At 72.4% G+C, this 21,264-nt stretch carries 27 protein-coding genes; 12 read left to right on the plus strand and 15 right to left on the minus strand.

What is annotated here, in order from left to right:
* Positions 1-9: 9 nt before the first annotated feature.
* Positions 10-525, minus strand: coding sequence for a trans-aconitate 2-methyltransferase (locus HOO61_RS13480; protein WP_172259220.1), 516 nt, complete (start codon positions 523-525; stop codon positions 10-12).
* A gap of 79 nt (positions 526-604) precedes the next feature.
* Between HOO61_RS13480 and dapB the strand changes: the two genes are divergently transcribed.
* Entirely contained in the window at positions 605-1,384 is a 780-nt protein-coding gene (dapB, locus tag HOO61_RS13485; protein WP_367650163.1) for a 4-hydroxy-tetrahydrodipicolinate reductase, read from the plus strand.
* A 164-nt stretch (positions 1,385-1,548) separates the two neighbouring features.
* Here dapB and HOO61_RS13490 read toward each other — a convergent pair whose 3' ends face one another.
* The 5 genes from HOO61_RS13490 to HOO61_RS13510 form a co-directional block, all read right to left on the minus strand.
* The gene (locus HOO61_RS13490; protein ID WP_172259222.1) at positions 1,549-1,845 is read right to left on the minus strand and encodes an AzlD domain-containing protein; all 297 of its coding nucleotides are present in this window, start codon (positions 1,843-1,845) and stop codon (positions 1,549-1,551) included.
* Complete coding sequence (locus tag HOO61_RS13495; protein ID WP_172259223.1) at positions 1,845-2,576, minus strand: AzlC family ABC transporter permease; 732 nt, start codon at positions 2,574-2,576, stop codon at positions 1,845-1,847. The genes HOO61_RS13490 and HOO61_RS13495 overlap by 1 nt, the downstream gene beginning before the upstream one ends.
* A gap of 69 nt (positions 2,577-2,645) precedes the next feature.
* Positions 2,646-2,873, minus strand: coding sequence for a hypothetical protein (locus tag HOO61_RS13500; RefSeq protein ID WP_172259224.1), 228 nt, complete (start codon positions 2,871-2,873; stop codon positions 2,646-2,648).
* Positions 2,874-2,994: 121 nt separating this feature from the next.
* Positions 2,995-3,558 (minus strand): GNAT family N-acetyltransferase, encoded by a 564-nt coding sequence (locus tag HOO61_RS13505; protein WP_172259225.1) that lies wholly within the window; start codon positions 3,556-3,558, stop codon positions 2,995-2,997.
* 10 nt (positions 3,559-3,568) lie between these two features.
* Positions 3,569-4,150, minus strand: coding sequence for a DUF3043 domain-containing protein (locus HOO61_RS13510; protein ID WP_172259226.1), 582 nt, complete (start codon positions 4,148-4,150; stop codon positions 3,569-3,571).
* A 194-nt stretch (positions 4,151-4,344) separates the two neighbouring features.
* On the opposite strand from HOO61_RS13510, the gene HOO61_RS13515 reads away from it, so the two are divergent.
* Genes HOO61_RS13515 through HOO61_RS13535 form a run of 5 tightly spaced genes read left to right on the plus strand, consistent with a single transcriptional unit; the run spans position 4,345 to position 8,101 of the window.
* The gene (locus HOO61_RS13515; RefSeq protein ID WP_216658896.1) at positions 4,345-5,145 is read left to right on the plus strand and encodes a PspA/IM30 family protein; all 801 of its coding nucleotides are present in this window, start codon (positions 4,345-4,347) and stop codon (positions 5,143-5,145) included.
* Positions 5,142-5,420 carry a hypothetical protein gene (locus tag HOO61_RS13520; protein WP_172259227.1) on the plus strand — a complete coding sequence of 93 codons (279 nt, stop codon included), beginning with the start codon at positions 5,142-5,144 and terminating at the stop codon, positions 5,418-5,420. Before HOO61_RS13515 ends, HOO61_RS13520 begins: the two co-directional genes overlap by 4 nt.
* Positions 5,421-5,433: 13 nt before the next feature.
* Complete coding sequence (htpX, locus tag HOO61_RS13525; RefSeq protein ID WP_172259228.1) at positions 5,434-6,351, plus strand: zinc metalloprotease HtpX; 918 nt, start codon at positions 5,434-5,436, stop codon at positions 6,349-6,351.
* Between the two features lie 11 nt (positions 6,352-6,362).
* Positions 6,363-6,935: a hypothetical protein gene (locus HOO61_RS13530; protein ID WP_172259229.1), complete on the plus strand. Its 573-nt coding sequence runs from the start codon at positions 6,363-6,365 to the stop codon at positions 6,933-6,935.
* Positions 6,932-8,101 carry a GAF domain-containing sensor histidine kinase gene (locus HOO61_RS13535; protein WP_172259230.1) on the plus strand — a complete coding sequence of 390 codons (1,170 nt, stop codon included), beginning with the start codon at positions 6,932-6,934 and terminating at the stop codon, positions 8,099-8,101. Before HOO61_RS13530 ends, HOO61_RS13535 begins: the two co-directional genes overlap by 4 nt.
* A gap of 8 nt (positions 8,102-8,109) precedes the next feature.
* On the opposite strand, the gene HOO61_RS13540 is transcribed toward HOO61_RS13535, so the two are convergent.
* Genes HOO61_RS13540 through HOO61_RS13550 form a run of 3 tightly spaced genes read right to left on the minus strand, consistent with a single transcriptional unit; the run spans position 8,110 to position 11,796 of the window.
* Positions 8,110-9,297, minus strand: coding sequence for a winged helix DNA-binding domain-containing protein (locus tag HOO61_RS13540; protein ID WP_172259231.1), 1,188 nt, complete (start codon positions 9,295-9,297; stop codon positions 8,110-8,112).
* A gap of 18 nt (positions 9,298-9,315) precedes the next feature.
* Entirely contained in the window at positions 9,316-10,488 is a 1,173-nt protein-coding gene (nadA, locus tag HOO61_RS13545; protein WP_172259232.1) for a quinolinate synthase NadA, read from the minus strand.
* Positions 10,489-10,530: 42 nt separating this feature from the next.
* Complete coding sequence (locus HOO61_RS13550; protein ID WP_172259233.1) at positions 10,531-11,796, minus strand: RCC1 domain-containing protein; 1,266 nt, start codon at positions 11,794-11,796, stop codon at positions 10,531-10,533.
* Between the two features lie 62 nt (positions 11,797-11,858).
* Between HOO61_RS13550 and HOO61_RS13555 the strand changes: the two genes are divergently transcribed.
* On the plus strand, positions 11,859-13,085 hold the full coding sequence (locus HOO61_RS13555; RefSeq protein ID WP_172259235.1) for a glucose-1-phosphate adenylyltransferase family protein: 1,227 nt from the start codon (positions 11,859-11,861) through the stop codon (positions 13,083-13,085).
* Between the two features lie 33 nt (positions 13,086-13,118).
* Here the strand turns inward: HOO61_RS13555 and HOO61_RS13560 are convergent, their stop codons facing one another.
* Positions 13,119-14,006 carry a GNAT family N-acetyltransferase gene (locus HOO61_RS13560; RefSeq protein WP_172259237.1) on the minus strand — a complete coding sequence of 296 codons (888 nt, stop codon included), beginning with the start codon at positions 14,004-14,006 and terminating at the stop codon, positions 13,119-13,121.
* On the minus strand, positions 14,003-14,419 hold the full coding sequence (locus HOO61_RS13565) for a hypothetical protein (protein ID WP_172259239.1): 417 nt from the start codon (positions 14,417-14,419) through the stop codon (positions 14,003-14,005). The genes HOO61_RS13560 and HOO61_RS13565 overlap by 4 nt, the downstream gene beginning before the upstream one ends.
* A 55-nt stretch (positions 14,420-14,474) precedes the next feature.
* On the opposite strand from HOO61_RS13565, the gene HOO61_RS13570 reads away from it, so the two are divergent.
* Positions 14,475-15,557, plus strand: coding sequence for a glycerate kinase (locus tag HOO61_RS13570; RefSeq protein WP_172259241.1), 1,083 nt, complete (start codon positions 14,475-14,477; stop codon positions 15,555-15,557).
* Between the two features lie 52 nt (positions 15,558-15,609).
* On the opposite strand, the gene HOO61_RS13575 is transcribed toward HOO61_RS13570, so the two are convergent.
* On the minus strand, positions 15,610-15,768 hold the full coding sequence (locus tag HOO61_RS13575) for a hypothetical protein (RefSeq protein WP_172259243.1): 159 nt from the start codon (positions 15,766-15,768) through the stop codon (positions 15,610-15,612).
* Between the two features lie 53 nt (positions 15,769-15,821).
* On the opposite strand from HOO61_RS13575, the gene HOO61_RS13580 reads away from it, so the two are divergent.
* Complete coding sequence (locus tag HOO61_RS13580) at positions 15,822-16,754, plus strand: hypothetical protein (protein WP_172259245.1); 933 nt, start codon at positions 15,822-15,824, stop codon at positions 16,752-16,754.
* A 276-nt stretch (positions 16,755-17,030) separates the two neighbouring features.
* Positions 17,031-17,390: an iron-sulfur cluster insertion protein ErpA gene (gene erpA, locus HOO61_RS13585; protein ID WP_090971856.1), complete on the plus strand. Its 360-nt coding sequence runs from the start codon at positions 17,031-17,033 to the stop codon at positions 17,388-17,390.
* Positions 17,391-17,471: 81 nt separating this feature from the next.
* Here the strand turns inward: erpA and HOO61_RS13590 are convergent, their stop codons facing one another.
* Positions 17,472-17,726: a hypothetical protein gene (locus tag HOO61_RS13590; RefSeq protein WP_172259247.1), complete on the minus strand. Its 255-nt coding sequence runs from the start codon at positions 17,724-17,726 to the stop codon at positions 17,472-17,474.
* A 64-nt stretch (positions 17,727-17,790) separates the two neighbouring features.
* Between HOO61_RS13590 and HOO61_RS13595 the strand changes: the two genes are divergently transcribed.
* The gene (locus HOO61_RS13595) at positions 17,791-18,777 is read left to right on the plus strand and encodes a PfkB family carbohydrate kinase (RefSeq protein WP_172259249.1); all 987 of its coding nucleotides are present in this window, start codon (positions 17,791-17,793) and stop codon (positions 18,775-18,777) included.
* Positions 18,778-18,805: 28 nt separating this feature from the next.
* On the opposite strand, the gene HOO61_RS13600 is transcribed toward HOO61_RS13595, so the two are convergent.
* Both HOO61_RS13600 and HOO61_RS13605 read right to left on the minus strand, forming a co-directional pair.
* The gene (locus HOO61_RS13600) at positions 18,806-19,063 is read right to left on the minus strand and encodes a sulfurtransferase TusA family protein (protein ID WP_367650165.1); all 258 of its coding nucleotides are present in this window, start codon (positions 19,061-19,063) and stop codon (positions 18,806-18,808) included.
* Positions 19,060-20,187, minus strand: coding sequence for an aminotransferase class V-fold PLP-dependent enzyme (locus tag HOO61_RS13605; RefSeq protein ID WP_172259251.1), 1,128 nt, complete (start codon positions 20,185-20,187; stop codon positions 19,060-19,062). The genes HOO61_RS13600 and HOO61_RS13605 overlap by 4 nt, the downstream gene beginning before the upstream one ends.
* Before the next feature lie 187 nt (positions 20,188-20,374).
* Between HOO61_RS13605 and coxB the strand changes: the two genes are divergently transcribed.
* Positions 20,375-21,250 carry a cytochrome c oxidase subunit II gene (gene coxB, locus HOO61_RS13610; protein WP_367650166.1) on the plus strand — a complete coding sequence of 292 codons (876 nt, stop codon included), beginning with the start codon at positions 20,375-20,377 and terminating at the stop codon, positions 21,248-21,250.
* Positions 21,251-21,264 lie beyond the last annotated feature (14 nt).

Genomic DNA, 21,264 nt, shown 5'->3' on the forward strand with positions numbered 1-21,264 from the left:
TTGCGATCGTCACCTGCGCGCGATGATCCCGATGACCGGGGGAGCCTTCTGCTCCACGACGCTGACCCGGAAACCACCGCGAAGGAGGTTCTCGGAGGCCTTCTTCACGATGTTGGGCACCAGCTCGGGGCGGGCGGCCTCGTAGAAGAGGTACACCGCACCGCCGGGGACGACCCGCTCGTGGAGCAGGGCGACCTCGTCGTCGCAGGCGCGCACCCAGAACAGGTTGACGTTGAAGGCGAAGACCTTGTTGAGGCGCTTGACCGGGACGCGGAGGGTGGCCAGGTCGATCTGGCGCACGACGAGCCGACCGGCGTCGACGTGCTTCTGGTTGCGGCGCTTGGTGCGGTCCACGCCCGACTCGGATCGGTCGATCGCGAACAGCTTGCCGGTCTCCAGCTTGGCGCAGATCGCCTCCGCGCCGGCGCCGGGGCCGCAGCCGATCTCGAGGACCTGGTCGGCCGGTTGCACGTCCATGAGGTCGACGGCCCACTTGATGCGCGGCGGGATGGTCGAGGCAGGCATGGGCCACAGCCTGCCAGACGCCTGTTCGCGAGTCAGCCACCGCCACACGCCGATCCGTGCGGCCGATACGGTTGAGCGCGTGAGCAGTGGAGACGCGGGACAGGTTCGGGCACGGGTTCGGGTCGGCGTGCTGGGCGCGCGGGGCAAGGTCGGCTCGGAGGTGTGCCGGGCCGTCGAGGCTGCCCCCGACACCGAGCTGGTGGCCTCGGTCGACGCGGGTGACGAGCTCGAGGAGCTCGCCCGCGCGGGCGCCGAGGTCGTCGTCGACTTCACCCACCCCGACGTCGTGATGGACAACCTGCGCTTCTGCATCGAGCACGGCATCCACGCCGTCGTCGGCACGACCGGCTTCGACCAGCCCCGGCTCGACCAGCTCGAGGCCTGGCTCGCCGACGCGCCGGAGGTCGGGGTGCTGATCGCGCCCAACTTCTCCATCGGAGCGATCCTGATGATGCGCTTCGCCGCGCAGGCCGCCCCCTTCTTCGAGTCGGTCGAGGTCGTCGAGCTGCACCACCCCGACAAGGCCGACGCCCCCTCGGGCACGGCACGGCGCACGGCCGAGATGATCGCCGCGGCCCGCCGCGAGGCCGGCAGTGCTCCCATGCCCGACGCGACGTCCACCGGCCTCGAGGGGGCCCGCGGCGCGGACGTGGAGGGCGTACGGGTGCACGGCCTGCGGGTGCGCGGGCTGGTGGCGCACCAGGAGGTCGTGCTCGGCACGGCGGGGGAGACCCTGACGATCCGCCACGACTCGCTCGACCGGGTCTCGTTCACCCCCGGCGTGCTCACGGGCATCCGCGCGATCGCAGACCACCCGGGCCTCACGGTCGGCCTGGACGCCTTCCTCGACATCGACTGAGCCCGCAGCCACGGTTCCGCTGGGGTGGCGGCAGATGGCAGGTCAGCCAGCTGCCGGGCTGCGATGTGCCGCCACCGTCGTTTGTCGCTCCGCTGGGGTGGCGGCAGATGGCAGGTCTGGCGGCTCCCGGGGAGCGATGTGCCGCCACCCAGCGGCGACCGAGGTCAGACGAGGCGAGCCACAGCCGCCACGACCGCCGCCCCCACGACCACGACCAGGAAGGGCATCCGCAGCAGCAGCGCCACCACGGCGAAGCCGAGACCGAGGGCCCGCGCGTCGAGCACCAGCTCGGGGCCCGACGAGAAGGTCTGGACGGCGACGAGCGCGGCGAGCAGCGCGACCGGGATGAGGTCGGCCACCCGCTCGACCGTGGGGTGCTCGAGCACCCGCTCGGGCAGGGACAGGCCGGCGAGCTTGAGCAGGTAGCAACCGACGCCGGCGAGCAGGACCGCGGTCCACATCAGCGGTGGCTTCCCGCGACGTCGCCCGGCCCGGGGACCTCGGTCGGGTCCTGCCGCCTGCCGAGGACGCCCACGAGCAGCGCCACGCCGCCCGCGGCCAGCACCGGCACCCCGGCGGCGGTGATCGGCACCACCGACAGCGCCACGGCCGCAGCGAGCACGGCGACGAGGATGTTGCGCCGGTCGCGCAGCCGCGGCCAGAGCAGGGCCAGGAACGCGGCACCGACGGCTGCGTCGAGGCCGAAGGTCCGTGGGTCGCCCACGGCCTCGCCGGCGAGGGCTCCGACCGCGGTGGCGAGGTTCCACAGGACGAAGACCGAGACGCCCGTCGTGAGGAAGCCCAGCCGGGCGCCCTCCGTCGTGTCACGGCCGACCGCCATCGCGGTCGACTCGTCGATGAGCACGTGGGCGGCTGCCGCGCGCCGCCAGCCGCGCCACCGCAGCAGCGGTGCCATGCGGAGTCCGTAGAGGGTGTTGCGGGTGCCCAGCAGCAGTGCTGTCGCCGCGCCCGACACCGGCGCGCCGCCGGCGGCCACGACGCCGACGAGGGCGAACTGGCTCGCCCCGGTGAACATCAGCAGGGACAGGACGCACGTCTGGGCGATGCTCAGGCCCGAGGCCACCGACACGGCACCGAAGCCGAAGCCGTAGGCCCCGGTGGCCAGGCCCACGGCCAGGCTGTCGCGGACGATCGCGGTCCGCTCACCGGGTTCGAGGGCGGCGTCGGGCACGCCCCGAGGCTAGGTCATGCCACCGACCGTCCCGCGCACCGTCCTGTGACGCGTCCCGGGACGGTTTCCTCAGTGAAGCCGTCGGCGCACGCGGACCGGGCGGCCCTCACGCTGGTGGAAGTCGTGGACCAGCACGAACGCCACAGCGATGCCGGCCGCGGCGCCCGCCACGAGCCCGACGCGGAGATTGAGCGGGATCTCGGGCGCGGCGACGAACCAGAGGCCGATGCCCGTGCAGACGACGAGTGCGGCGGCGACGAGCAGGTACTTGTGCAGAGCGGGTAGCGGACCGAGCATCAGGACCCCCGTGGTGTGCCGGCCGGGCGGCCGTTCCCTCCATGGTGACGCGCGTCACAGGAAAAGCAAGCGCCCCAGGGGTGGATTCCTCGAGATGGGGGGTGCGGTTCCGCCTCGCCCGTCAGGCGATCCCGGTGTGGAGGCGTACCTGCTTGACGGTGGTCGCCCCTGTGCCGTCGAGGTCGAGCTCGCGGTGGGCGGTGTCGGGGGCCCAGCCGGCGTCTGTCAGGAAGGTCCGCAGGGCGTCGTCGCCGGCGTTGACCCAGGTCACGGCGCGGGTGAAACGGTCGGCCGCGAGCGTGTCGACCGCAGCCTGGAGCAGTCGGGAACCGTGGCCCTTGGCCCGCTCGCCCGGATCCAGCGTCACCTCGGCCAGCTCGCCGTCGGCGACGGGGTCGCAGTCGGGGTCGGCGGCCGGCGAGGTCAGCGCGAAGCCCACCACGCGGTTGCGCTCGAGGGCGACGAGGACCCGGTTGCGGGCGTCGACGGGGCGCGACAGCGCCTCGCGCCACTGCGCGGCGACGGCCTCGACGTCGGTCGGCAGCACCTCGGCCGGCAGCAGTCCGGCGTAGAGCTCGGGCCACGCCCGGACCTGGACGGCGGCGATCGCGGCGGCGTCGTCGGACCAGGCGACGCGCACGGACACGTCCGCGCTCGGGCCCCGGCCCGGGTGCTGGTGCGACATCAGCGTGCGCTCATCGATAGGTCTCGGGGAGCTTCTCGCCGATCTTGACCTGCGCCTTGGGCATGCGCAGGAACTTCATCTGGAGGGAGCGCATCGCGGCGTAGAGCGTGGTGCCCTTGGTCGGCTCGTCGGGGAAGCGGCGAGCGAGCTCACGGCGCAGCCGGAAGCGCAGCATCACGATGTCGAAGACGATCACGAGCAGGGTGGTGAACAGGACGGTGTTGCCGAGCTGGACCATGCTCCGGTTGCCGGAGTAGCCCAGGATCATCGACACGATCAGCAGCGGCACCATCAGCTCGATGAAGGAGAAGCGCGAGTCGACGAAGTCGCGGATGAAGCGGCGCACGGGACCGCGGTCGCGAGCCGGCAGGTACCTCTCGTCGCCGGTCTTCATCGCCTCGCGCATCTTGCGCGACGTGTCGCCACGAGCGGCGCGCTGGGCGGCGGCCTGCTCCTTGCGCGAGCGGGGGACCTTGGCGCGGGCCCGGGCGGCTGCCTCGGCCTCCTTGCGCGTCGGCGTGGGCCGGCCCTTGCCACCCACCTTCTCGTCGGTGGTGGGGGTCTCCGGCTCGGAGCTGGTACGACGGAACACGCGTGCTGCCTTCACATGGCTTCGGGAGGAACGGATGGGGCGGATCTGGTGGTGGGGCCAGCCTATCGCCGCGACCCACCGGGCGCGGTGTCGAGGCAGGCCCAACCTCCGACTTGCCCTACCTCCGACTTGCCATTGGTCCTAGGGTGAGAACGTCACTCCAGTCGCATGCCCAAGAGAGGGTCTCCACCCCGATGAGTCTCATGAAGCGCATCAGCCTGATCTTCCGCTCCAAGGCCAACAAGGCCCTGGACAAGGCGGAGGACCCCCGCGAGACCCTCGACTACAGCTACCAGCGGCAGCTCGAGCTCCTGTCCAAGGTCCGTCGAGGCGTGGCCGACGTGGCCACGAGCCGGAAGCGCGTCGAGCTCCAGGTCAACCAGCTCGAGCAGCAGGCCGCCAAGCTGCAGGGCCAGGCCGAGAAGGCCATCGGAGCCGGTCGTGAGGACCTCGCCCGCGAGGCGCTGACCCGCAAGTCCGGCCTCGCCTCGCAGATCACGGCCCTCAAGGAGCAGCAGGCCACGCTGCAGGGCGAGGAGGAGAAGCTCGTCCTGGCGCAGCAGCGGCTGCAGGCCAAGGTCGAGGCCTTCCGCACCCGCAAGGAGACCATCAAGGCCACCTACACCGCGGCCGAGGCGCAGACGCGCATCGGCGAGGCGATGTCGGGCATCGGCGAGGAGATGGGCGACGTCGGCCTCGCCATCCAGCGGGCCGAGGACAAGACCGCCCAGATGCAGGCCCGCGGCCAGGCCATCGACGAGCTGATCGCCTCCGGCGCCCTCGACGACGCCTCGCAGCTCAACGCCGGCGACGACATCTCACGCGAGCTCGACGCCCTCAGCTCCGGCTCCGACGTCGAGGCCGAGCTGGCCCGGCTCAAGGCCGCCAGCACCCCCCAGGCCATCGAGTCCGGCGACGAGGGCGGCGACATCCTCGCGGCCGAGCCCGACGCCGTACGCGCCGAGGGCGAGAGCAACGAGGGCGGACGGGCATGATCGTCCGCATCCTCGGCGAGGGTCAGTACGACCTCGACGACCACGCTCTCGACGCCCTCAACGGCCTCGACAACCAGATCGAGCAGGCCATCGAGTCGGGCGACGAGGAGATGTTCCGCACCGCGCTGCACGGGCTGCTGTCCGCCGTGCGCGCGAGCGGCACGCACCACTCCCTCGACTCGCTGGACGAGTCCGACATGATCCTGCCGCCGCCCGACGCGACGATCGACGAGGTCCGCGAGCTCCTGGGCGACGACGGACTGATCCCGGGCTGAGACGCCCCGACCGGTGGCCACCTCACGCTTCATCAAGGACACCGGGCTGACCGCCCGGATGACCCTCACCATGTTCCTGCTCGGCGCGCTGTTCGTCGGGCTCGTGGTCACGGTCATGGCGTTCGTCAGGAGCACCGGCGGCGCCGTGCTGGTCGCGGTCATCGCGATCGGCATGGCGTTCTGGCAGTGGTGGAGCTCCGACAAGGTCGCGATGCGCGCCATGCGCGCCCGCGAGGTGACCCCGGAGGAGGCGCCGGAGCTCCACGGCATGATCGACCGGCTCTGCGCGCTCGCCGACATGCCCAAGCCGCGCGTCGGGGTGTCGCAGCTCGACATGCCCAACGCGTTCGCCACCGGTCGCTCGCCCGACCGCTCCGTCGTGTGCGTGACGACCGGGATCCTGCAGACCCTCGACGCAGAGGAGCTCGAGGCCGTGCTGGCCCACGAGCTCAGCCACGTCGCGCACCGCGACGTGCTCGTGATGACCGTCGCCTCCTCGGCCGGCATCGCCGCGGGGCTGCTGATGCGCTTCGCCCAGTTCGGCGGCCTGGGCCGCTCCCGCAACAACAGCAGCGCGCTGCCCGCGCTCCTGGTCGCGGTGGTCGTGAGCATCGTCGTCTACGCCGTCAGCTTCGTGCTGCTGCGCCTGCTCTCGCGTTACCGCGAGATGAGCGCCGACCGCGCGGGCGCCTACCTCACGCTCAAGCCTGCCTCGCTGGCCAGCGCGCTGCAGAAGATCAGTGGCGAGGGTGCCGCGACCCCGCAGCGCGACCTGCGCGCCAGCAGCGCCGCGGGCGCGGCCAGCGCGCTGTGCATCGTCCCGGCGCTCCATGGCGGACTGGGTGGTCTGATGGCGACCCACCCGCCGCTGCAGCAGCGGCTCGAGCAGCTGGCACGCATCCAGGCCGAGCTGAGCCGGCCGACCGGCTGAGGGGGAGCGACATGGGTCTGTGGGAGGCGATGCGTGGTCGGACGCAGCCCAAGCGCAACAACCTCGACGCGCTGTTCCACGTGCCGAGCGCGGCGATCACGTTGCAGACGGCGCTGGGCTTCGAGCCCACCGGCACCGGGTCCGTCTGCTACCGCTCGGCCGCCGGCGCCGCCTTCGCGCAGACCCAGGCCGACGTGCTCGCCCTGCTCCGCGACGACGCCGAGGCGCCCGACGTCGAGGTCACCCAGGACGACTTCGGCTTCACCTGGCTCGTCGTGGAGGGCGACAAGGACGACATGGCCGGCCTGTGCACCGACCTCCACGCCGTCAACACCACCCTCGAGCTCAACGGGTTCGAGTCCGGGCTGCTGTGCTCGCTGGTCCCGTTCGTCAACGCGTCCGGCCAGCGGTTCGGCCTGACCTACCTCTACAAGCAGGGCACGTTCTACCCGTTCGCGCCCACCGGCGAGCAGACGCGCGACACGCTGCTCGAGCTGTCCGTGCGTGACCTGCTGGGGGAGGAGCTCCCCATGGAGCCCGACCTGCAGCGGTGGCTGGCGGTGTGGAAGGCCCCGGGCCTGTGAACCCCGGAGTGACCCGCGACCGCTCGCTGGCGGCGTACGACGCCCTCGACGGCCGACCGCGCCGGGAGCTCGACTCCCTCGTGCAGCTCGCCGCCCAGGTGGCCGGCGTCCCCTTCGCTGCGGTCAACCTGCTGAGCTCCCACTCGCAGCACCAGGTCGCGACGGCCGGGTTCGAGGGCACCCAGTCGCCGATCGACCACTCGATGTGCCGCCTGGTCGTCGAGAGCGGGCGGCCGATCATGCTCGAGGACGCGGGCGAGGACGTGCGGTTCGCGGAGAACCCGTGGACGACCGGCGAGATCGCCGAGGTGAAGTACTACGGCTCCCACCCGCTCACCACGCCGGCCGGTGTCACGATCGGCACGCTCTGCGTCTTCGACGACCACAGCCACCAGGTGACGCCGGAGGCAGCGCGGGGCCTGGCCCAGCTGGCCGACCGCGTGGTCGACGTCCTCGAGCTCGAGCTCACGTCGCGCCGGCTCAGCGAGGCCAACGCGCGGCTCAGCACCTCCAACCAGCGGCTGGCCCACTTCGCCGGGCAGGTCAGCCACGACCTGAAGAACCCCCTGACGTCCATCTCGCTGTCGCTCGAGACGCTCGAGCTCGACGTCGAGGACCCCGACCAGCTCGACACCGTGGCCCGCGCGCGCCGCGGCGTGGACCGGATGACCGACCTGATCAACAACCTGCTGGAGTTCGCGCAGCAGGGCGAGGCCCCCGGCGAGGACGTCGTGGACCTCGCCGTGGAGCTGGGGTCCGCGCTCGACGACCTCGCCGGGCGGCTCTCCCGCGACCAGGTCGACGTCGGGGACCTGCCGCTGGTGCGCGGCGACCGCGCCCAGCTGCGGTCGGTGCTGATGAACCTCGTGGACAACGCGGCGAAGTTCACCGTGCCCGGGGAGCAGCCCGAGGTCGAGGTCGACTCGGTGCCGATCGACGGACACCACCGCGTGGAGGTCCGCGACCGTGGCCGGGGGATCCCGGAGGACAAGCGCGAGCGGGTCTTCGCGCCGCTGGCACGGCTCGACAAGACCGTCGAGGGCTCCGGCATCGGGCTCGCGACCTGTCGCCGGATCGTCGAGGCCCACGGCGGCCGGATGGGCGTCGACGGGCGCGAGGGCGGCGGGTCCGTCTTCTGGTTCGAGCTGCCCCGCGCGGACGCCTGAGCCCTGCGTCAAGGCAGCTTGGCCTGCCTCATCTGCCGCGAGGCGTAGATGTGACCGATCACCGTGCCGTCGAGCCATGCGGTGAGCCGCCGCGCCTCGTGCTCGAGGGCGGCGAGGCCGTCGGGGCCGACGTCCTCGAGCAGCGACAGCCGGACGACGCCCTCCTCGTCCTGGACCCAGCAGCCCACGATGCGGCCGTCCCACCAGGCCGTCGTGCCGGCGTTGCCGTTGGTGTCGAAGAGGTAGGGGACGTGGGACGGATCGAGGTAGAAGTCACGTGCCTTCCACCCCATCACGGTGGGGTCCAGCGTGGGCAGCAGCGCCGCCCACGGCTCCACCGGCCCGGTGTCGCCGACGTCGTCGGGGTGGACCCAGCCCGTCGAGCCGTCGTCGAGGTCGACCTCGACCGCGCCGAGGTCGGCCAGCGCGCGGGTCACGGCGGTCTTGGTCGAGCCCAGCCACCACTGGATGTCGGCCGCGGTGCCGGGGCCGAAGGTGAGGAGCCACTCGCGCACCAGCGCGGCATAGCCCGTGTGCTCGTCGAGAGGTGGCTCCACGACGCCCAGCCAGTGCTCGGCGGTCGTCCACGTCGGCTTGTTCAGCCGCCAGTGCCCGGCGTTGCGTCCGCGCACCACCTTGCCCTCGAGGCCGAGGTGCGTGAGCACCCACGGGGCCACCGGGACCGGCCGGTCGTACGGCTTGTCCGTGGTCCCGCCCACCATCCCGGCCAGCTCCGGCACGTCGGCGCGCAGGTCGGCGGTGGTCGCCGGCCCCGCCGCGAGGCGTACGAGGGTGGCCTCACGGGCGGCGTCGAGCCAGGCGTCCCCGTCGGGCGCGATGCCGGCAGCGGCGATCGCCTTGGCGATGCGCTTGCGCTCCGACGTCGCCACGCGCGCCGAGGCGCTGCCCCAGGCGGCGGGCAGCAGGTCACGAGGGAAGACGAACAGCGTCCGGCGCATCGCGAGCTGCTTGACCACCGACCGGGCGTCGTACAGCTCGGCGTCGACGTCCTCGGGGGTGATGCCCTCCGAACGCGCGGCGACCGCGAGGTGCACGGTGGCCGCCTCGGTCGCGTGCAGGACCGTCATCGCACGGGTCACCGCGGCGACGTCGGCCAGACGGTGGGCCGGTGCCAGCGCGTGCCGTACGCCGATGCGGCTGCGGCGCTCGGAGTCGCTGATCCGCCGCCGTGCCATCGTCGTCGCGCCGGTCGCTCAGTCGCGGTGCGACTTGCCGGGCAGGTCCAGCATGCGCTGGAGCGCCACCAGCGCGTCGGCCTCGGTGTCGGGGTCGACGGTGATCCGGTTGACGACGTTGCCGGCGACGAGGTTCTCCAGGGCCCACACGAGGTGGGGGAGGTCGATGCGGTTCATCGTCGAGCAGTAGCAGACGTTGCGGTCGAGGAAGACGATCGTCTTGTCGGGGTGGGCGTCAGCGAGGCGCTTTACCAGGTTGAGCTCGGTGCCGATGGCCCACACGGTGCCGGGCTCGGCGGCCTCGATGGTCTTGATGATGAACTCGGTGGAGCCGACGAGGTCGGCCTTGAGCACCACCTCGTGCTTGCACTCGGGGTGGACCAGGATCTTGATGCCGGGGTGCTTGGCGCGGAGCTCGTCGACGACGTCCTCGGAGAAGCGGCCGTGCACCGAGCAGTGGCCCTTCCACAGGATCATGCGCGCCCGCTGCAGCTCCTCGGCGCTCAGGCCCCCGCCGGGCTGCAGCGGGTCCCACACGACGCACTCGTCCAGCCCGATGCCCATCTGGAGCACCGCCGTGTTGCGGCCGAGGTGCTGGTCGGGGAGGAACAGGACCTTGGCGTCGGGCCTCTGGGCGAAGGCCCAGTCGAGCGCGACGTCGGCGTTGGAGGAGGTGCACACCACGCCACCGTTGCGCCCGCAGAACGCCTTGATGTCGGCGCTGGAGTTCATGTAGGTCACCGGGACGACGAGGTCCTGGATGCCGGCGTCGGCCATCGCGTCCCAGGCGTCCTCGACCTGGCGCAGGCGCGCCATGTCGGCCATCGAGCAGCCGGCGGCGAGGTCGGGGAGGACCACCTGCTGGCTGGGCGAGGTGAGGATGTCGGCCGACTCGGCCATGAAGTGGACGCCGCAGAAGACGATGAACTCCGCGTCCGGGCGGGCCGCTGCGTCGCGGGCGAGCTTGAACGAGTCGCCGGTGACGTCGGCGAACTGGATGACCTCGTCGCGCTGGTAGTGGTGGCCGAGCACGAAGACCCGTTCGCCGAGCGCCTCCTTGGCCGCGCGTGCCCGGGCGACCAGGTCGGGGTCGGACGCTGCCGGCAGGTCGCCGGGGCACTCGACGCCGCGCTCGGCGTCGAGGTCGCGGCCCTTGCCGAGGGGGAGGAGCGGCAGGTCGACGAGGCTCATACGCAGATCCTAGGCCGGAGCGTGACCGCGCCCGACGGGTGCTCAGCGCACGCGCACGGGGGTGAGGCGGTCGTCGAGGCCGCCGTAGCCGAGCTGGCCCGCCGTGCCGCTGCCCCAGCACCACGCCGTACCCCCTCGCAGGCCGCACGCGTGCGTGCCGGCGAGCGCCACCGCCTGCCAGCGGCCGTCCAGGCGATCGGGGGAGAAACGTGGCTCGAGCGAGCCGTTGCCGACGGTGCCGTGCTCGTTGCTGCCCCAGCACCACAGGCGGCGGTCGGTGCGGATGCCGCACGTCGTGTTGGCCCGGGTCGTGATCGCCTGCCAGCGGCCGGGGAAGCGGTGGATGCCCACCGCCTGGGTGGGTGCGCCGCTGCCGACGGTGCCGACGCCGTCCCACCCCCAGCAGGCCGCGCGGCCGCGCGTGGTGATGCCACATGACGCCGACGCGCTGGTGACCACCTCGCGCCACCGCCCCGGCAGGGTGCTGACGTACTCGACGTCGCTCGGCGCGCCGGGACGGACCTGGCCGTTGGTGTTCTTGCCCCAGCAGGCGGCGCGGCCCGTCGGGCGTACGCCGCACCCGGAGGTGTCCCCGACGTGGAGCGTGCGCCATCGTCCGGGGATCCGCTGGGGCACGCCGGTGTCGGTGTTGTTGCCGTTGGCGAGCTGGTTGTACAGGCCCCAGCCCCAGCACCACCCGGAGCCGTCCTTCTTCGTGGCGCACGTCGTGACGCCGGGGCTCACGGACACGAACCCGTGGCCGATGCGCAGCGGCTCGAGGACGTAGAGGCTGCCGTCGGTCCCACCGGCCTGCCCGTGGTTGTCGTGCCCCCAGCACAGCAGGGCGCCGCTGGTCCGGATGCCGCAGGTGGTGGAGCCGGACGTGACGATCTCGCGCCAGCGACCCGCGACCCGCTGCGGACGGGGCTGCGGGTAGCCGCTGATCGGCCGGGCGATCTGTCCGAGCTCGTTGCGCCCCCAGCAGTAGCCGCGTCCCCGACCGCGTACGCCGCAGGTGACGCCGTCGGCGTTGCTGAGCTGGCGCCAGCGTCCGTCGATGCGCTGCGGCCGCGGCACGAAGTCCTCGACGCCCTCGGGCCCCAGGGCGCCGGAGCCGTTGCTGCCCCAGCACCACACCCGCCCGCCGTCGGCCCCGGCACACGACGCGCCCCACGTCGTGGAGACCTCGGAGAAGGCCGGCAGGTCGCGGGCTCGCTCCTCCGGAGCGGCCGACGCGGGCCCGAGGGGGACGAGCACGAGGACAGCGGCGACGACTGCCGTGCGCACGGCGACCAGGACCTGAGGCATCTTCGAAGGATCGACCCGACGGGGTGGGCGCACCAGCCCCCTGGGGGTGCCATGCTTCGGCCATGTCACGACGCGGTGAGGTGCTTGCCCTGGTGCAGGCCGGGGGCCAGGGGTCCCGGATGGACGTGCTGACCCGCGAGCGGGCCAAGCCCGACCTGCCCTACGGCGGGGTCCACCGGCTGATCGACTTCGCCATGTCGGGCCTGGTGCACGCCGACCTGGCCGACGTGTGGGTGTCGCTGGAGTACCAGGTGACCTCTATCGACGACTACCTCTCGGGGGGCCGTCCCTGGAGCCTGGACCGCAACCGCGGCGGGTTCCGCCGGATCGTCCCGCAGACCGGCACCGGGCCGGCCACCGAGAGCGGCTTCGCCCACGGCAACGGCGACCTGCTGCTGCGGACGTCCGCCGACATCGAGGCGTTCGGCGCGCAGACGCTCGTCGTGTGCAGCGCCGACCACGTCTTCAACATGGACCTCGCCCCGGTCATCGAGGAGCACGTGGCCGCCGGCCGCGTCGCCACCGTGCTGACGAGCGAGGTCAGCAAGAAGGACGCCTCGGACAACGTCGTCGTCCTCGCCGGCCGCGACGGAACCATCACCGGGGTCGAGCACAAGCCGTCCCGTCCGTCGTCCGGCACCGTCGCGACGGAGATCTTCCTCTACGACACCGCGGTGCTGCTCGAGACGCTCCGTGACCTGCGGCGTGAGCTGTCCGGTGAGCACGACGACGGCGACAGCGGCATCGGCGACTTCGGCGAGCACCTGCTCCCGCGCCTCGTCGAGACCGGCAGGACCGCGGCGGTGCCGCTGACTGGCTACTGGCGCGACGTCGGCCAGCCCGGCCTCTACCTGCAGTCCCACCGCGACCTCATCGCCGGCAAGGTGGACGTCTTCGACCACCCCGGCCGGCCGGTGATCTCGCACTGGCCCGACCGTCCGGCCGCCCGCGTGCGCGGGACGGGCGCGCTGCACGACTCGCTGCTCTCGCCGGGGGCGGACGTCTCCGGCCTCGTCGTGGGCAGCGTCCTCGGCCCCGGCGTCGTGGTGGAGAAGGGCGCCGAGGTCCACGACAGCGTGGTGATGGAGGACTGCGTCATCCGCGCGGGCTCCGTGGTGCGCACGGCCGTCCTCGACGAGCGCTGCGAGGTGCGCGCGAAGGCCCGCGTCGGCGAGGAGCCGACGCGCCGGGTGGCTCACGACGACGACCTCGTGCTCGTCGGCCGGGAGTCGACGGTGTCGGGCACGGTGGCCGCCGGAGCGCGCCTCGAGCCGGGCTCGGCGACCTGACCCTGCGGCCGTGACGGCTGCAGCCCGCTGCGGCTAGAGCAGCGAACCGTGGTGCAGGTAGGGGGTCGGCGGCTTCATCCGGCGCAGGCACAGGTAGCCGTTGGTGTAGATCGCCAGCCGCGCCGACAGGCCGACGTCCAGCGCCCACGCGTTGGCCGCGGTGATGTGGCGAACCTCGACCTGCTCTCCCGGGGTCGAGGAGGCCAGCGCCTCCCACATCAGCCCCGACGCCGTACGCCGGTTGGTGGCCGCGACCAGCACGGGGACGCCGTCGTCGTCGACGTAGGCGTAGCCCGACCCGGTCGAGTGGTCCGTGACGACGAGCCGGAACTGCGCGAGCAGCAGCTCGTGGTCGCCGAGGTGGGCCGCACCACGCGTGCGCCGGTCGACGGAGTCCATCAGGTCCACGTCGCCCGCCGTCCCCTCGCGGACCCGGTCCACGACCGGGATCGCGCTGCGGTCGACCACGCCGGTCAGCATCATCTGCGGGTGCAGGTCGAAGCCGGCGAGCCGGTAGCGGCGTACGGCGCCCGGGTCGGCGCTGGCGGCGAACATGCCGCGCAGGCACCCCCGCCCGTGGTGCAGCGCCGCGGCCATCAGCTCGGTGCCGATGCCCTGACCCTGGTGCTCGGGCCGCACCGCGAACGAGGCGAGGATCCACATCAGCTCGCGCACCCGGGACACCGCGCCGCCGATGACCTCGCCGTCGACCTCAGCGACCCAGCAGCCGCCCGGGTCGGTGACCAGCGCCCGCCCGGTCCGCCGGATCCAGTGGTCGTTGCGGGCGGCGGGACGTCGTACGGGATCGGGCCAGGCGCGCTGGTGGGTGCGGGTGTCGACCTCGTGGTAGGAGGTCGCGGTGATCTCGGCGAACGCCGCGAGGTCCTCCTCGCGCATCGGCCGGACGACCGGCGCGGTCACGACACGTGCGCGGCGTAGCGCGTGAGCAGGTCCTCCCAGTGCGTGAACCTCTCACGCACCTCCTCGGTGCCGGGGGTCCAGCCGCTGTGCACGAGCCGCACCTGAGAGCCCTCGGGGGCCTCGATGAAGCGCACGTCGAGGACGGTCGCCTCGTCCTCGGGGTGCCAGAGCCAGAGCTCCTGGATGTAGTGGCCGATCGGGTCCCACTGCATCACCCGGCCCCAGACGTACTGCTCGTCGCCGTGCACCGACGCGACGGGACCGTTGGGGTCGATGGCGATGCCGGTGAACGCGGGCGGGTCGGGGCTGAGCAGGGGGTCCCACCACTCGCCCATCTGAGCCGTGAAGCCGACGAAGGCCTCCGTCGGGGTCACCGGGACCGTGATCTCGGCGACGATGGGATCCAGGCTCATGTCCCAAGCATGCCCGACGCAGGCTCTCCACCTGCATTGCTGGATCATGGCGGCCATGCGCGTGCTGATCGCCCCGGACAAGTTCGCCGGAACCCTGACCGCGGTGCAGGCCGCCGAGGCGGTCGCCGACGGTTGGCGCCGGCACGCGCCCGACGACGAGCTCGACCTCGCTCCGATGGCCGACGGGGGACCGGGATTCGTCGACGTGCTGCACGCCGCCCTCGGCGGGTCGCTCGACGCCGTGACCGTGAGCGGACCGCACGGTGCCCCGGTTCCCGCGGTCGTGCTGCGGGTGGGGGAGACGGCGTACGTCGAGAGCGCGCAGGCCGCGGGGCTGCACCTGGTGACGGGGCCGGTCGAGACCGCGTCCAGCGCCGGGGTCGGAGAGCTGGTGCTCGCCGCGGTGGCCGGTGGCGCCCGCACCGTCGTGGTCGGGCTCGGCGGCACGGGGACCAACGACGGCGGCGCGGGGGTGCTCGCCGCCCTGGGCGCGGTCTCCGACGGGGTCCTCGACGGCGGGGCCGCACCGCTGGCGTCGGTGACCTCGGTCGACCTGTCCGTCCCCCGCTTGCGGCTGGCCGGCGTCACGCTCGTCGCCGCCAGCGACGTCGACAACCCGCTCACCGGGCTCTTCGGGGCCACCAAGACCTTCGGCCCGCAGAAGGGCGTGACCGAGGACCGCATCGCCGAGGTGGACGGGTGGCTCGAGGCCTTCGCCACCGCCACGGACCGGCGCACGTCGCTCGAGAAGGGCGCCGGCGCCGCCGGCGGCATCGGCTACGCGCTCCTGGCCCTCGGCGCGACCCGGGAGCCCGGCATCGGCCTGGTCGCCGACGCCGTCTCCCTGGCCGCGCGGGCGCGGGCCGCCGACCTGGTCGTGACCGGCGAGGGCGCCTTCGACTTCTCCAGCCGAGCCGGGAAGGTCCCCTACGGGGTGGCCGCCGTCGCCTCCGAGGCCCTCCGCCCCTGCATCGCCCTCGCCGGCCAGGTGCTCGTGGGCTCCCGCGAGATGCGCGCCCTCGGCATCGAGTCGGCGTACTCCCTCGTCGACCTCGTGGGGGAGGAGCGCGCCCTCGGCGCTCCCGCCGAGGCTCTCGCCGACCTCGCCGCCCGCGTCGCGCGCACCTGGTCGCGCTGACGGGCACTTTCGCCGCGGTCGCCTCTTGAGGGTGGCGGCATACGACATCGGATCAGCGACCCGGGATGTCGTACGCCGCCAGGGTCGGGTCGACGGCCACGAGGGTGGCGGCATACGACATCGGGTCGGGCTGCGTCGATGTCGTACGCCGCCAGGGTCGGATCCCGGGCCGTAGAACGTCCACAGGGTCGGCCCGGCCGACACCGTCCACAGGGCCGTCCGCCGATCCTGTTCGTGCGGCGCGCTGGTGGCGAGCATCGACGTGTGGATGACGTATCGCCGCTGGCACCCGCCCCGCTGGGCGTGCGGGGCAACCCGAGGCTCAAGGCCTACGTGCGTGAGTCCCATGGTGTGCACCGTCGGGCGGACCTCGGGGACGACGCCGTTGCGTCCCTACACGCCTGGCAGCTCCTGATGACCGACAACGGCTGCTTCACCGGGCCGACCTCGGCCCTCGTCCGGAGGTGGTGGCTGCCCCCGCTCCCTTCCACGACGCCTGTCTTCATGGCCATGGAGCTCGACGACCCGCGGCCGATGCGCTGTGGCGTGCTGACGAGCAGGCACACACGTCAGGTGGTGTTCGAGGAGATCGACGGGCTTCGGTGCGCCACAGCGGCCGAGACGCTGCTGGCCTGCGCGCGGTGGTTGTGCCTCATCGACGTGGTGGTGCTGGTCGACTGCGTGCTGCACACGGGTCAGGCCACGCGCAGCGAGATCGAGGAGGTGATCAAGCCACGACGTCCCGGGGCGCGCCGACTGCGCGACGCGCTGGCACTCGCCGACCGCCGGTCCGAGTCGGTGTTCGAGACCTTGCTGCGCCTCCTCCACGTCTCGTGCGACATCGACGTCGTCCCCCAGTTCGAGGTGGTCGGCGAGGACGGCGTGCTGGTCGCACGAGGGGACCTGTGGCTTCGCGGCACCAACAGCCTGCACGAGTTCGACGGGGACGAGCACGAGAAGCCGGCGCGCCGGGTCAAGGACAGGCGGCGCGACAGGAAGCTGGACAAGGCCGGCCTGGTCCGGAGGGGCTACACCTCCGGTGACGTGCTCCGACGGCCGGTGACCGTCCTGGAGGACGCCGACCGAGCGTTGGGTCGCGATCATGACCCTGCTCGGATCCGCGTGTGGACGGCACAGCTGCGGGAGTCGTTGTTCACGCCAGCAGGTCGGTCGGCCTTCCTCTGTCGCGTCGCGTGAGGGTCGCGGCTTGGGACATCGCGTCGCGCTCCGTCGATGTCGTGGGCCGCCAGGGTGGAGCGCCGCCAGGGTGGGGCGCCGCCAGGTGGGCGCCGGTGTGGGCCGCCACCTGAGGGTGGCGGCGCTGGACATCGAGATGGGCTGGGGAAGTGTCGTACGCCGCCAGGGTCCGCCAGCCCGGGCTGCGGCGGCGTCCATGCGAGCACGACCACGGGGAATATCCGCCGGTGTGCGACCATTGAGCCAAGCAGTACCCGAGACTTCTGGAGTGATGAGATGACCGAGCAGGTCGAGACCACTGAGCGCCGCACCGACCAGATCAACCTCTCCGCTGTCGCCGCCGGCAAGGTGAAGAGCCTCCTCGAGCAGGAGGGTCGCGACGACCTGGCCCTGCGGATCTCCGTGCAGCCGGGTGGCTGCTCGGGCCTCCGCTACCAGCTCTTCTTCGACGAGCGCACCCTCGACGGCGACGTGACCACCGACTTCGACGGCGTGACCGTGGTCGTCGACCGGATGAGCGTCCCCTACCTCAACGGTGCCGAGATCGACTTCGTCGACACCATCGAGAAGCAGGGCTTCACGATCGACAACCCCAACGCCACCGGCTCCTGCGCCTGCGGCGACAGCTTCCACTGAGGCGCGTCGACACAGACACACACGAAGGGCCCCAGCCGATTGGCTGGGGCCCTTCGTCGTACGTCGCGGCGGCTGGCGAAGTCAGTCCAGGTGCAGGTGCAGCGCGTTGGCGATCCGGGCGGCGGCGTCGGAGACCCGGATCTCGCGCTTGGCGACCTCGGCCGGGTAGTCGTCGAAGCGCAGGCTCGGGGCCGGGGACACGGCGGCCCGGGCCGCGCGATCGAAGCGGCTCTGGAGGCCGAGGTTGCGGCTGGTCTCGCGACCGTCGGCGGCCATCTCGGCGGGGGTGCCCAGCTCGTCACTGAAGAGGGGCGCGGGGCGTCGTGACGTCGTCATGGGCACGACGCTATTGGCTACTGATGCGTATCCCGAGCCGTACCGCGAGGTAGTGTCTCGCGGCGTGTCCCTCCTCGTTGCCGGATCCATCGCGACCGACCACCTGATGTCCTTCCCGGGCAAGTTCGCCGACAGCCTGGTGGTCGACCAGCTCGACAAGCTCTCGGTGTCCTTCCTGGTCGAGGACCTCGAGGTGCGCCGCGGCGGCTGTGCCGCCAACATCTGCTTCGGGCTGGGCAACCTGGGCCTGCGCCCGGTACTGGTCGGCGCGGTGGGCGAGGACTTCGCCGAGTACCGCTCGTGGCTCGAGCGGCACAACGTCGACTGCGACTCGGTGCACGTCTCGGAGACCCGCCACACCGCCCGCTTCGTGTGCACCAACGACACCTCGATGGCGCAGATCGCGAGCTTCTACGCCGGCGCGATGAGCGAGTCCCGCGAGATCGAGCTCAAGCCGATCGTCGACCGCGTCGGCGCCCCCGACTACGTGATCATCGGCCCGGACGACCCGGACGGGATGCTGCGCCACACCGAGGAGTGCCGCCAGCGGGGCTACCGCTTCCTGGCCGACCCCTCGCAGCAGCTGGCCTTCGGCGACGGCGACCTCATCCGGCCCCTCATCGACGGCGCGGACATCCTGTTCTCGAACGAGTACGAGGCCAGCCTCATCACCCAGAAGACCGGTTGGAGCCGCGAGGAGATCCTCTCCCGCGTCGGCACGTGGGTCGTGACCCTGGGCCCGAACGGCGTCCGGATCGACAGTGAGGGCCAGGAGTCGATCGTCGTCGGCGCCGTCCCCGAGATCGCCAAGGTCGAGCCGACCGGCGTCGGCGACGCCTTCCGCGCGGGCTTCCTCGCGGCCCTCACCTGGGGCCTCGGCCACGAACGTGCCGCGCAGCTCGGCTGCCTCCTCGCGGTCCACGTGGTCGAGAAGGTCGGCACCCAGGAGTACGAGATCTCCCGCGGCGCGTTCCTCGAGCGGTGCGCGAAGACGTACGGCGACGACGCCGCCGCCGACTTCGAGCCGCACCTGCGCACCATCCGGCCCTGATCGAAACCTGGTCGCTCGACCGCGGCCCTCAGGCCAGCCGTCGTACGACGTAGCGCGGGGCGCCGTCCTCGGCGACGTCGGCACCGACGTAGTCCTGCGCCTTCATCCGGCACCAGGCCGGTACGTCGACCGCCGCGGCCGGGTCGTGGGCGACCACCGCCAGCAGCTCGCCGACCTCGACGTCAGCGAGGTGGCGCGCGAGCTCGATGACCGGCATCGGGCACGGCATCTCCCGGCAGTCCAGCTCGAGCGCCAGGTCCCAGGGCTCGGCCGGGGAGGCGCTCACAGGCCCACCCGGGACCGGATCTCCGCGACCACCTCGGGCAGCACGTCGCAGAAGGCGTCGACGTCGGCGCGCGTGGTGTCGCGCTGCAGCGAGAGCCGGACGTTGCCGTGGGTGAGCACGCCCATCGCCTCCAGCACGCGGCTCGGGGTCAGCGTCGAGGCCGTGCACGCCGAGCCGCTGGCGATGCCGAAGCCGCGCCGGTCGAGCTCGGTGACGAGCGCCTCGCCGTCGACGTAGAGGCACGAGAACGTCACCAGGTGGGGGAGGCGCCGGTCCGGGTCGCCGACGACCTCGACGTCGGGCACCTCCGCGGCCACCCGGCGGCGTACGACGTCCACGAGCGCGTGCTGGCGCGGGTTCACCTCGTCGCGCTCGGCCACCACCGCCTGCAGCGAGGCCGCCGCGGCGAGGACGGCCGGGACGTTCTCGAAGCCCGTCGAGCGCTCGTCGATCCGGTCGTCGCCGGGGAAGGGGTTGCGCCATCGCGCGCGCTTGCGGACCAGCAGGACGCCGACACCCGCCGGGCCGCCCCACTTGTGCGCCGATCCCGCGGCCGCCGCCCAGCCGGACGGCAGCGGCAGCCGGCCCATCGAGGCGCAGGCGTCGGTGAACAGCGGGACGTCATCGGGGAGCTCGAAGCCACCGACGTCCTGGATCGTGCCGACCTCGTGGTTGGCCGTCTGGAGCGCGACGACCGCGGTGCCGGGGGAGGACGCGTTCTCGACGAGGTCGCCGTCGTGGACACGCCCGTCGCCCTCGACGCCGACCTCGAACGACTCGGCGCCCCACGCCACCGCGTGCCGCACGGCGGAGTGCTCCACGGCCGAGTGGACGACCACGGTGCCGCGACGAGAGCCCCTCACCAGGCCCAGCAGTCCGAGGTGGACCGCGTGCGTGCCGCTCGGGGTGAAGGTCACCTCGTCGGGCCGCACGCCCAGCGCGTCTGCGGTCGCCTCCCGTGCGTTGTCGAGCAGCAGCCGCGCCTCGCGGCCGGCGCGGTGCAGCCGCCGCGGGTCGGCGTACCCCCTGTCCAGGGCGGCCAGGAGCACCTCGCGCGCCGCCGGGTGCAGCGGCGCCGAGGACGCGCTGTCGAGGTCGGCGGGCCCAGGCGGAGGGGCAGTCACAGGGGCAACTTATGCCACGCGGAGCCGCCTCGGCGCGGGCGGACAGACCCTGACCGGCGCAGATCGGCCGACACCCGACCCTGCCCCGCACGACGCGGCCAGTTGGGGATACCCTCTGTCTGTCGACAAGGACCGAGAGAGAGGCTCATCAGTGGGTCTGCAAGTCCCCAAGCTTTCGGGCGCGCCCGTGCGGCGCACCCTGAGGGTCGCGCTGCTGGGCGTGGCGATGCTGGTGCTGGCCGGGTGTTCCGAGGCCGACCAGCACCAGATCCGCAACCTCGCGATGCCCGACCGCGCCAGCGCTGAAGGTCCCTACACCTACGAGCTGTGGAAGTGGGCCTGGGTCGCCGCGATGGTGACCGGCGTCATCGTCTGGGGCCTCATCTTCTACGCGGTGGTGAGGTTCCGTCGCCGCAGCGACGACGAGGTGCCGCGGCAGACGCGCTACAACCTGCCGCTCGAGGTCTTCTACACGATCGCCCCGGTCCTCATGTGCGTGGTGTTCTTCTTCCACACCGTCCGGGTCCAGGACGAGGTCCTCAACATCGACCCCGAGCCCGACATGACCGTCGAGGTGCTCGGCCAGCAGTGGTCGTGGACCTTCAACCACGGCGTCGGTGAGCAGGACCCCTCCGCGACCGCCACGGGCGACGACTTCGCCTACGGCTCCTACGTCTACACGTCCGGCACCGGCGCCCAGATCCCGACGCTCGTGCTGCCGGTCGACCAGACCATCCAGTTCAACCTCCACTCGCCCGACGTGATCCACGACTTCGGCGTCCCGTCGTTCCTCGTGAAGATGGACGTCATCCCCGGCAGGGTCAACAGGCTCCAGGTCACCCCGACCGTCGAGGGCACCTACGCCGGCAAGTGCTACGAGCTCTGCGGTGTCTCCCACTCGCGGATGCTCTTCAACGTCGAGGTCGTCAGCCAGGACGAGTACGACGCCTACCTCGGCGAGCTGGCTGACGCCGGCAACACCGCCGAGCTGCCCATCCTCGGCGGCGACTACGTCCGCGAGCAGGCGGGTCTCGAGGACGATTCGGAAGGACACAGCGAGTGAGCGCCCCCACCACG

The sequence above is a fragment of the Nocardioides sp. zg-1230 genome, assembly GCF_013155335.1.
Lineage (GTDB): Bacteria > Actinomycetota > Actinomycetes > Propionibacteriales > Nocardioidaceae > Nocardioides.

Excerpts from the sequence above, each read along its gene's own strand:
- HOO61_RS13480 (WP_172259220.1), bottom strand. The coding sequence starts at position 525 with ATGCCTGCCTCGACCATCCCGCCGCGCATCAAGTGGGCCGTCGACCTC.
- HOO61_RS13490 (WP_172259222.1), bottom strand. The coding sequence starts at position 1,845 with ATGTGGACCGCGGTCCTGCTCGCCGGCGTCGGTTGCTACCTGCTCAAG.
- HOO61_RS13500 (WP_172259224.1), bottom strand. The coding sequence starts at position 2,873 with ATGCTCGGTCCGCTACCCGCTCTGCACAAGTACCTGCTCGTCGCCGCC.
- HOO61_RS13505 (WP_172259225.1), bottom strand. The coding sequence starts at position 3,558 with ATGTCGCACCAGCACCCGGGCCGGGGCCCGAGCGCGGACGTGTCCGTG.
- HOO61_RS13515 (WP_216658896.1), top strand. The coding sequence starts at position 4,345 with ATGAGTCTCATGAAGCGCATCAGCCTGATCTTCCGCTCCAAGGCCAAC.
- HOO61_RS13520 (WP_172259227.1), top strand. The coding sequence starts at position 5,142 with ATGATCGTCCGCATCCTCGGCGAGGGTCAGTACGACCTCGACGACCAC.
- HOO61_RS13530 (WP_172259229.1), top strand. The coding sequence starts at position 6,363 with ATGGGTCTGTGGGAGGCGATGCGTGGTCGGACGCAGCCCAAGCGCAAC.
- HOO61_RS13540 (WP_172259231.1), bottom strand. The coding sequence starts at position 9,297 with ATGGCACGGCGGCGGATCAGCGACTCCGAGCGCCGCAGCCGCATCGGC.
- nadA (WP_172259232.1), bottom strand. The coding sequence starts at position 10,488 with ATGAGCCTCGTCGACCTGCCGCTCCTCCCCCTCGGCAAGGGCCGCGAC.
- HOO61_RS13550 (WP_172259233.1), bottom strand. The coding sequence starts at position 11,796 with ATGCCTCAGGTCCTGGTCGCCGTGCGCACGGCAGTCGTCGCCGCTGTC.
- HOO61_RS13555 (WP_172259235.1), top strand. The coding sequence starts at position 11,859 with ATGTCACGACGCGGTGAGGTGCTTGCCCTGGTGCAGGCCGGGGGCCAG.
- HOO61_RS13565 (WP_172259239.1), bottom strand. The coding sequence starts at position 14,419 with ATGAGCCTGGATCCCATCGTCGCCGAGATCACGGTCCCGGTGACCCCG.
- HOO61_RS13570 (WP_172259241.1), top strand. The coding sequence starts at position 14,475 with ATGCGCGTGCTGATCGCCCCGGACAAGTTCGCCGGAACCCTGACCGCG.
- erpA (WP_090971856.1), top strand. The coding sequence starts at position 17,031 with ATGACCGAGCAGGTCGAGACCACTGAGCGCCGCACCGACCAGATCAAC.
- HOO61_RS13590 (WP_172259247.1), bottom strand. The coding sequence starts at position 17,726 with ATGACGACGTCACGACGCCCCGCGCCCCTCTTCAGTGACGAGCTGGGC.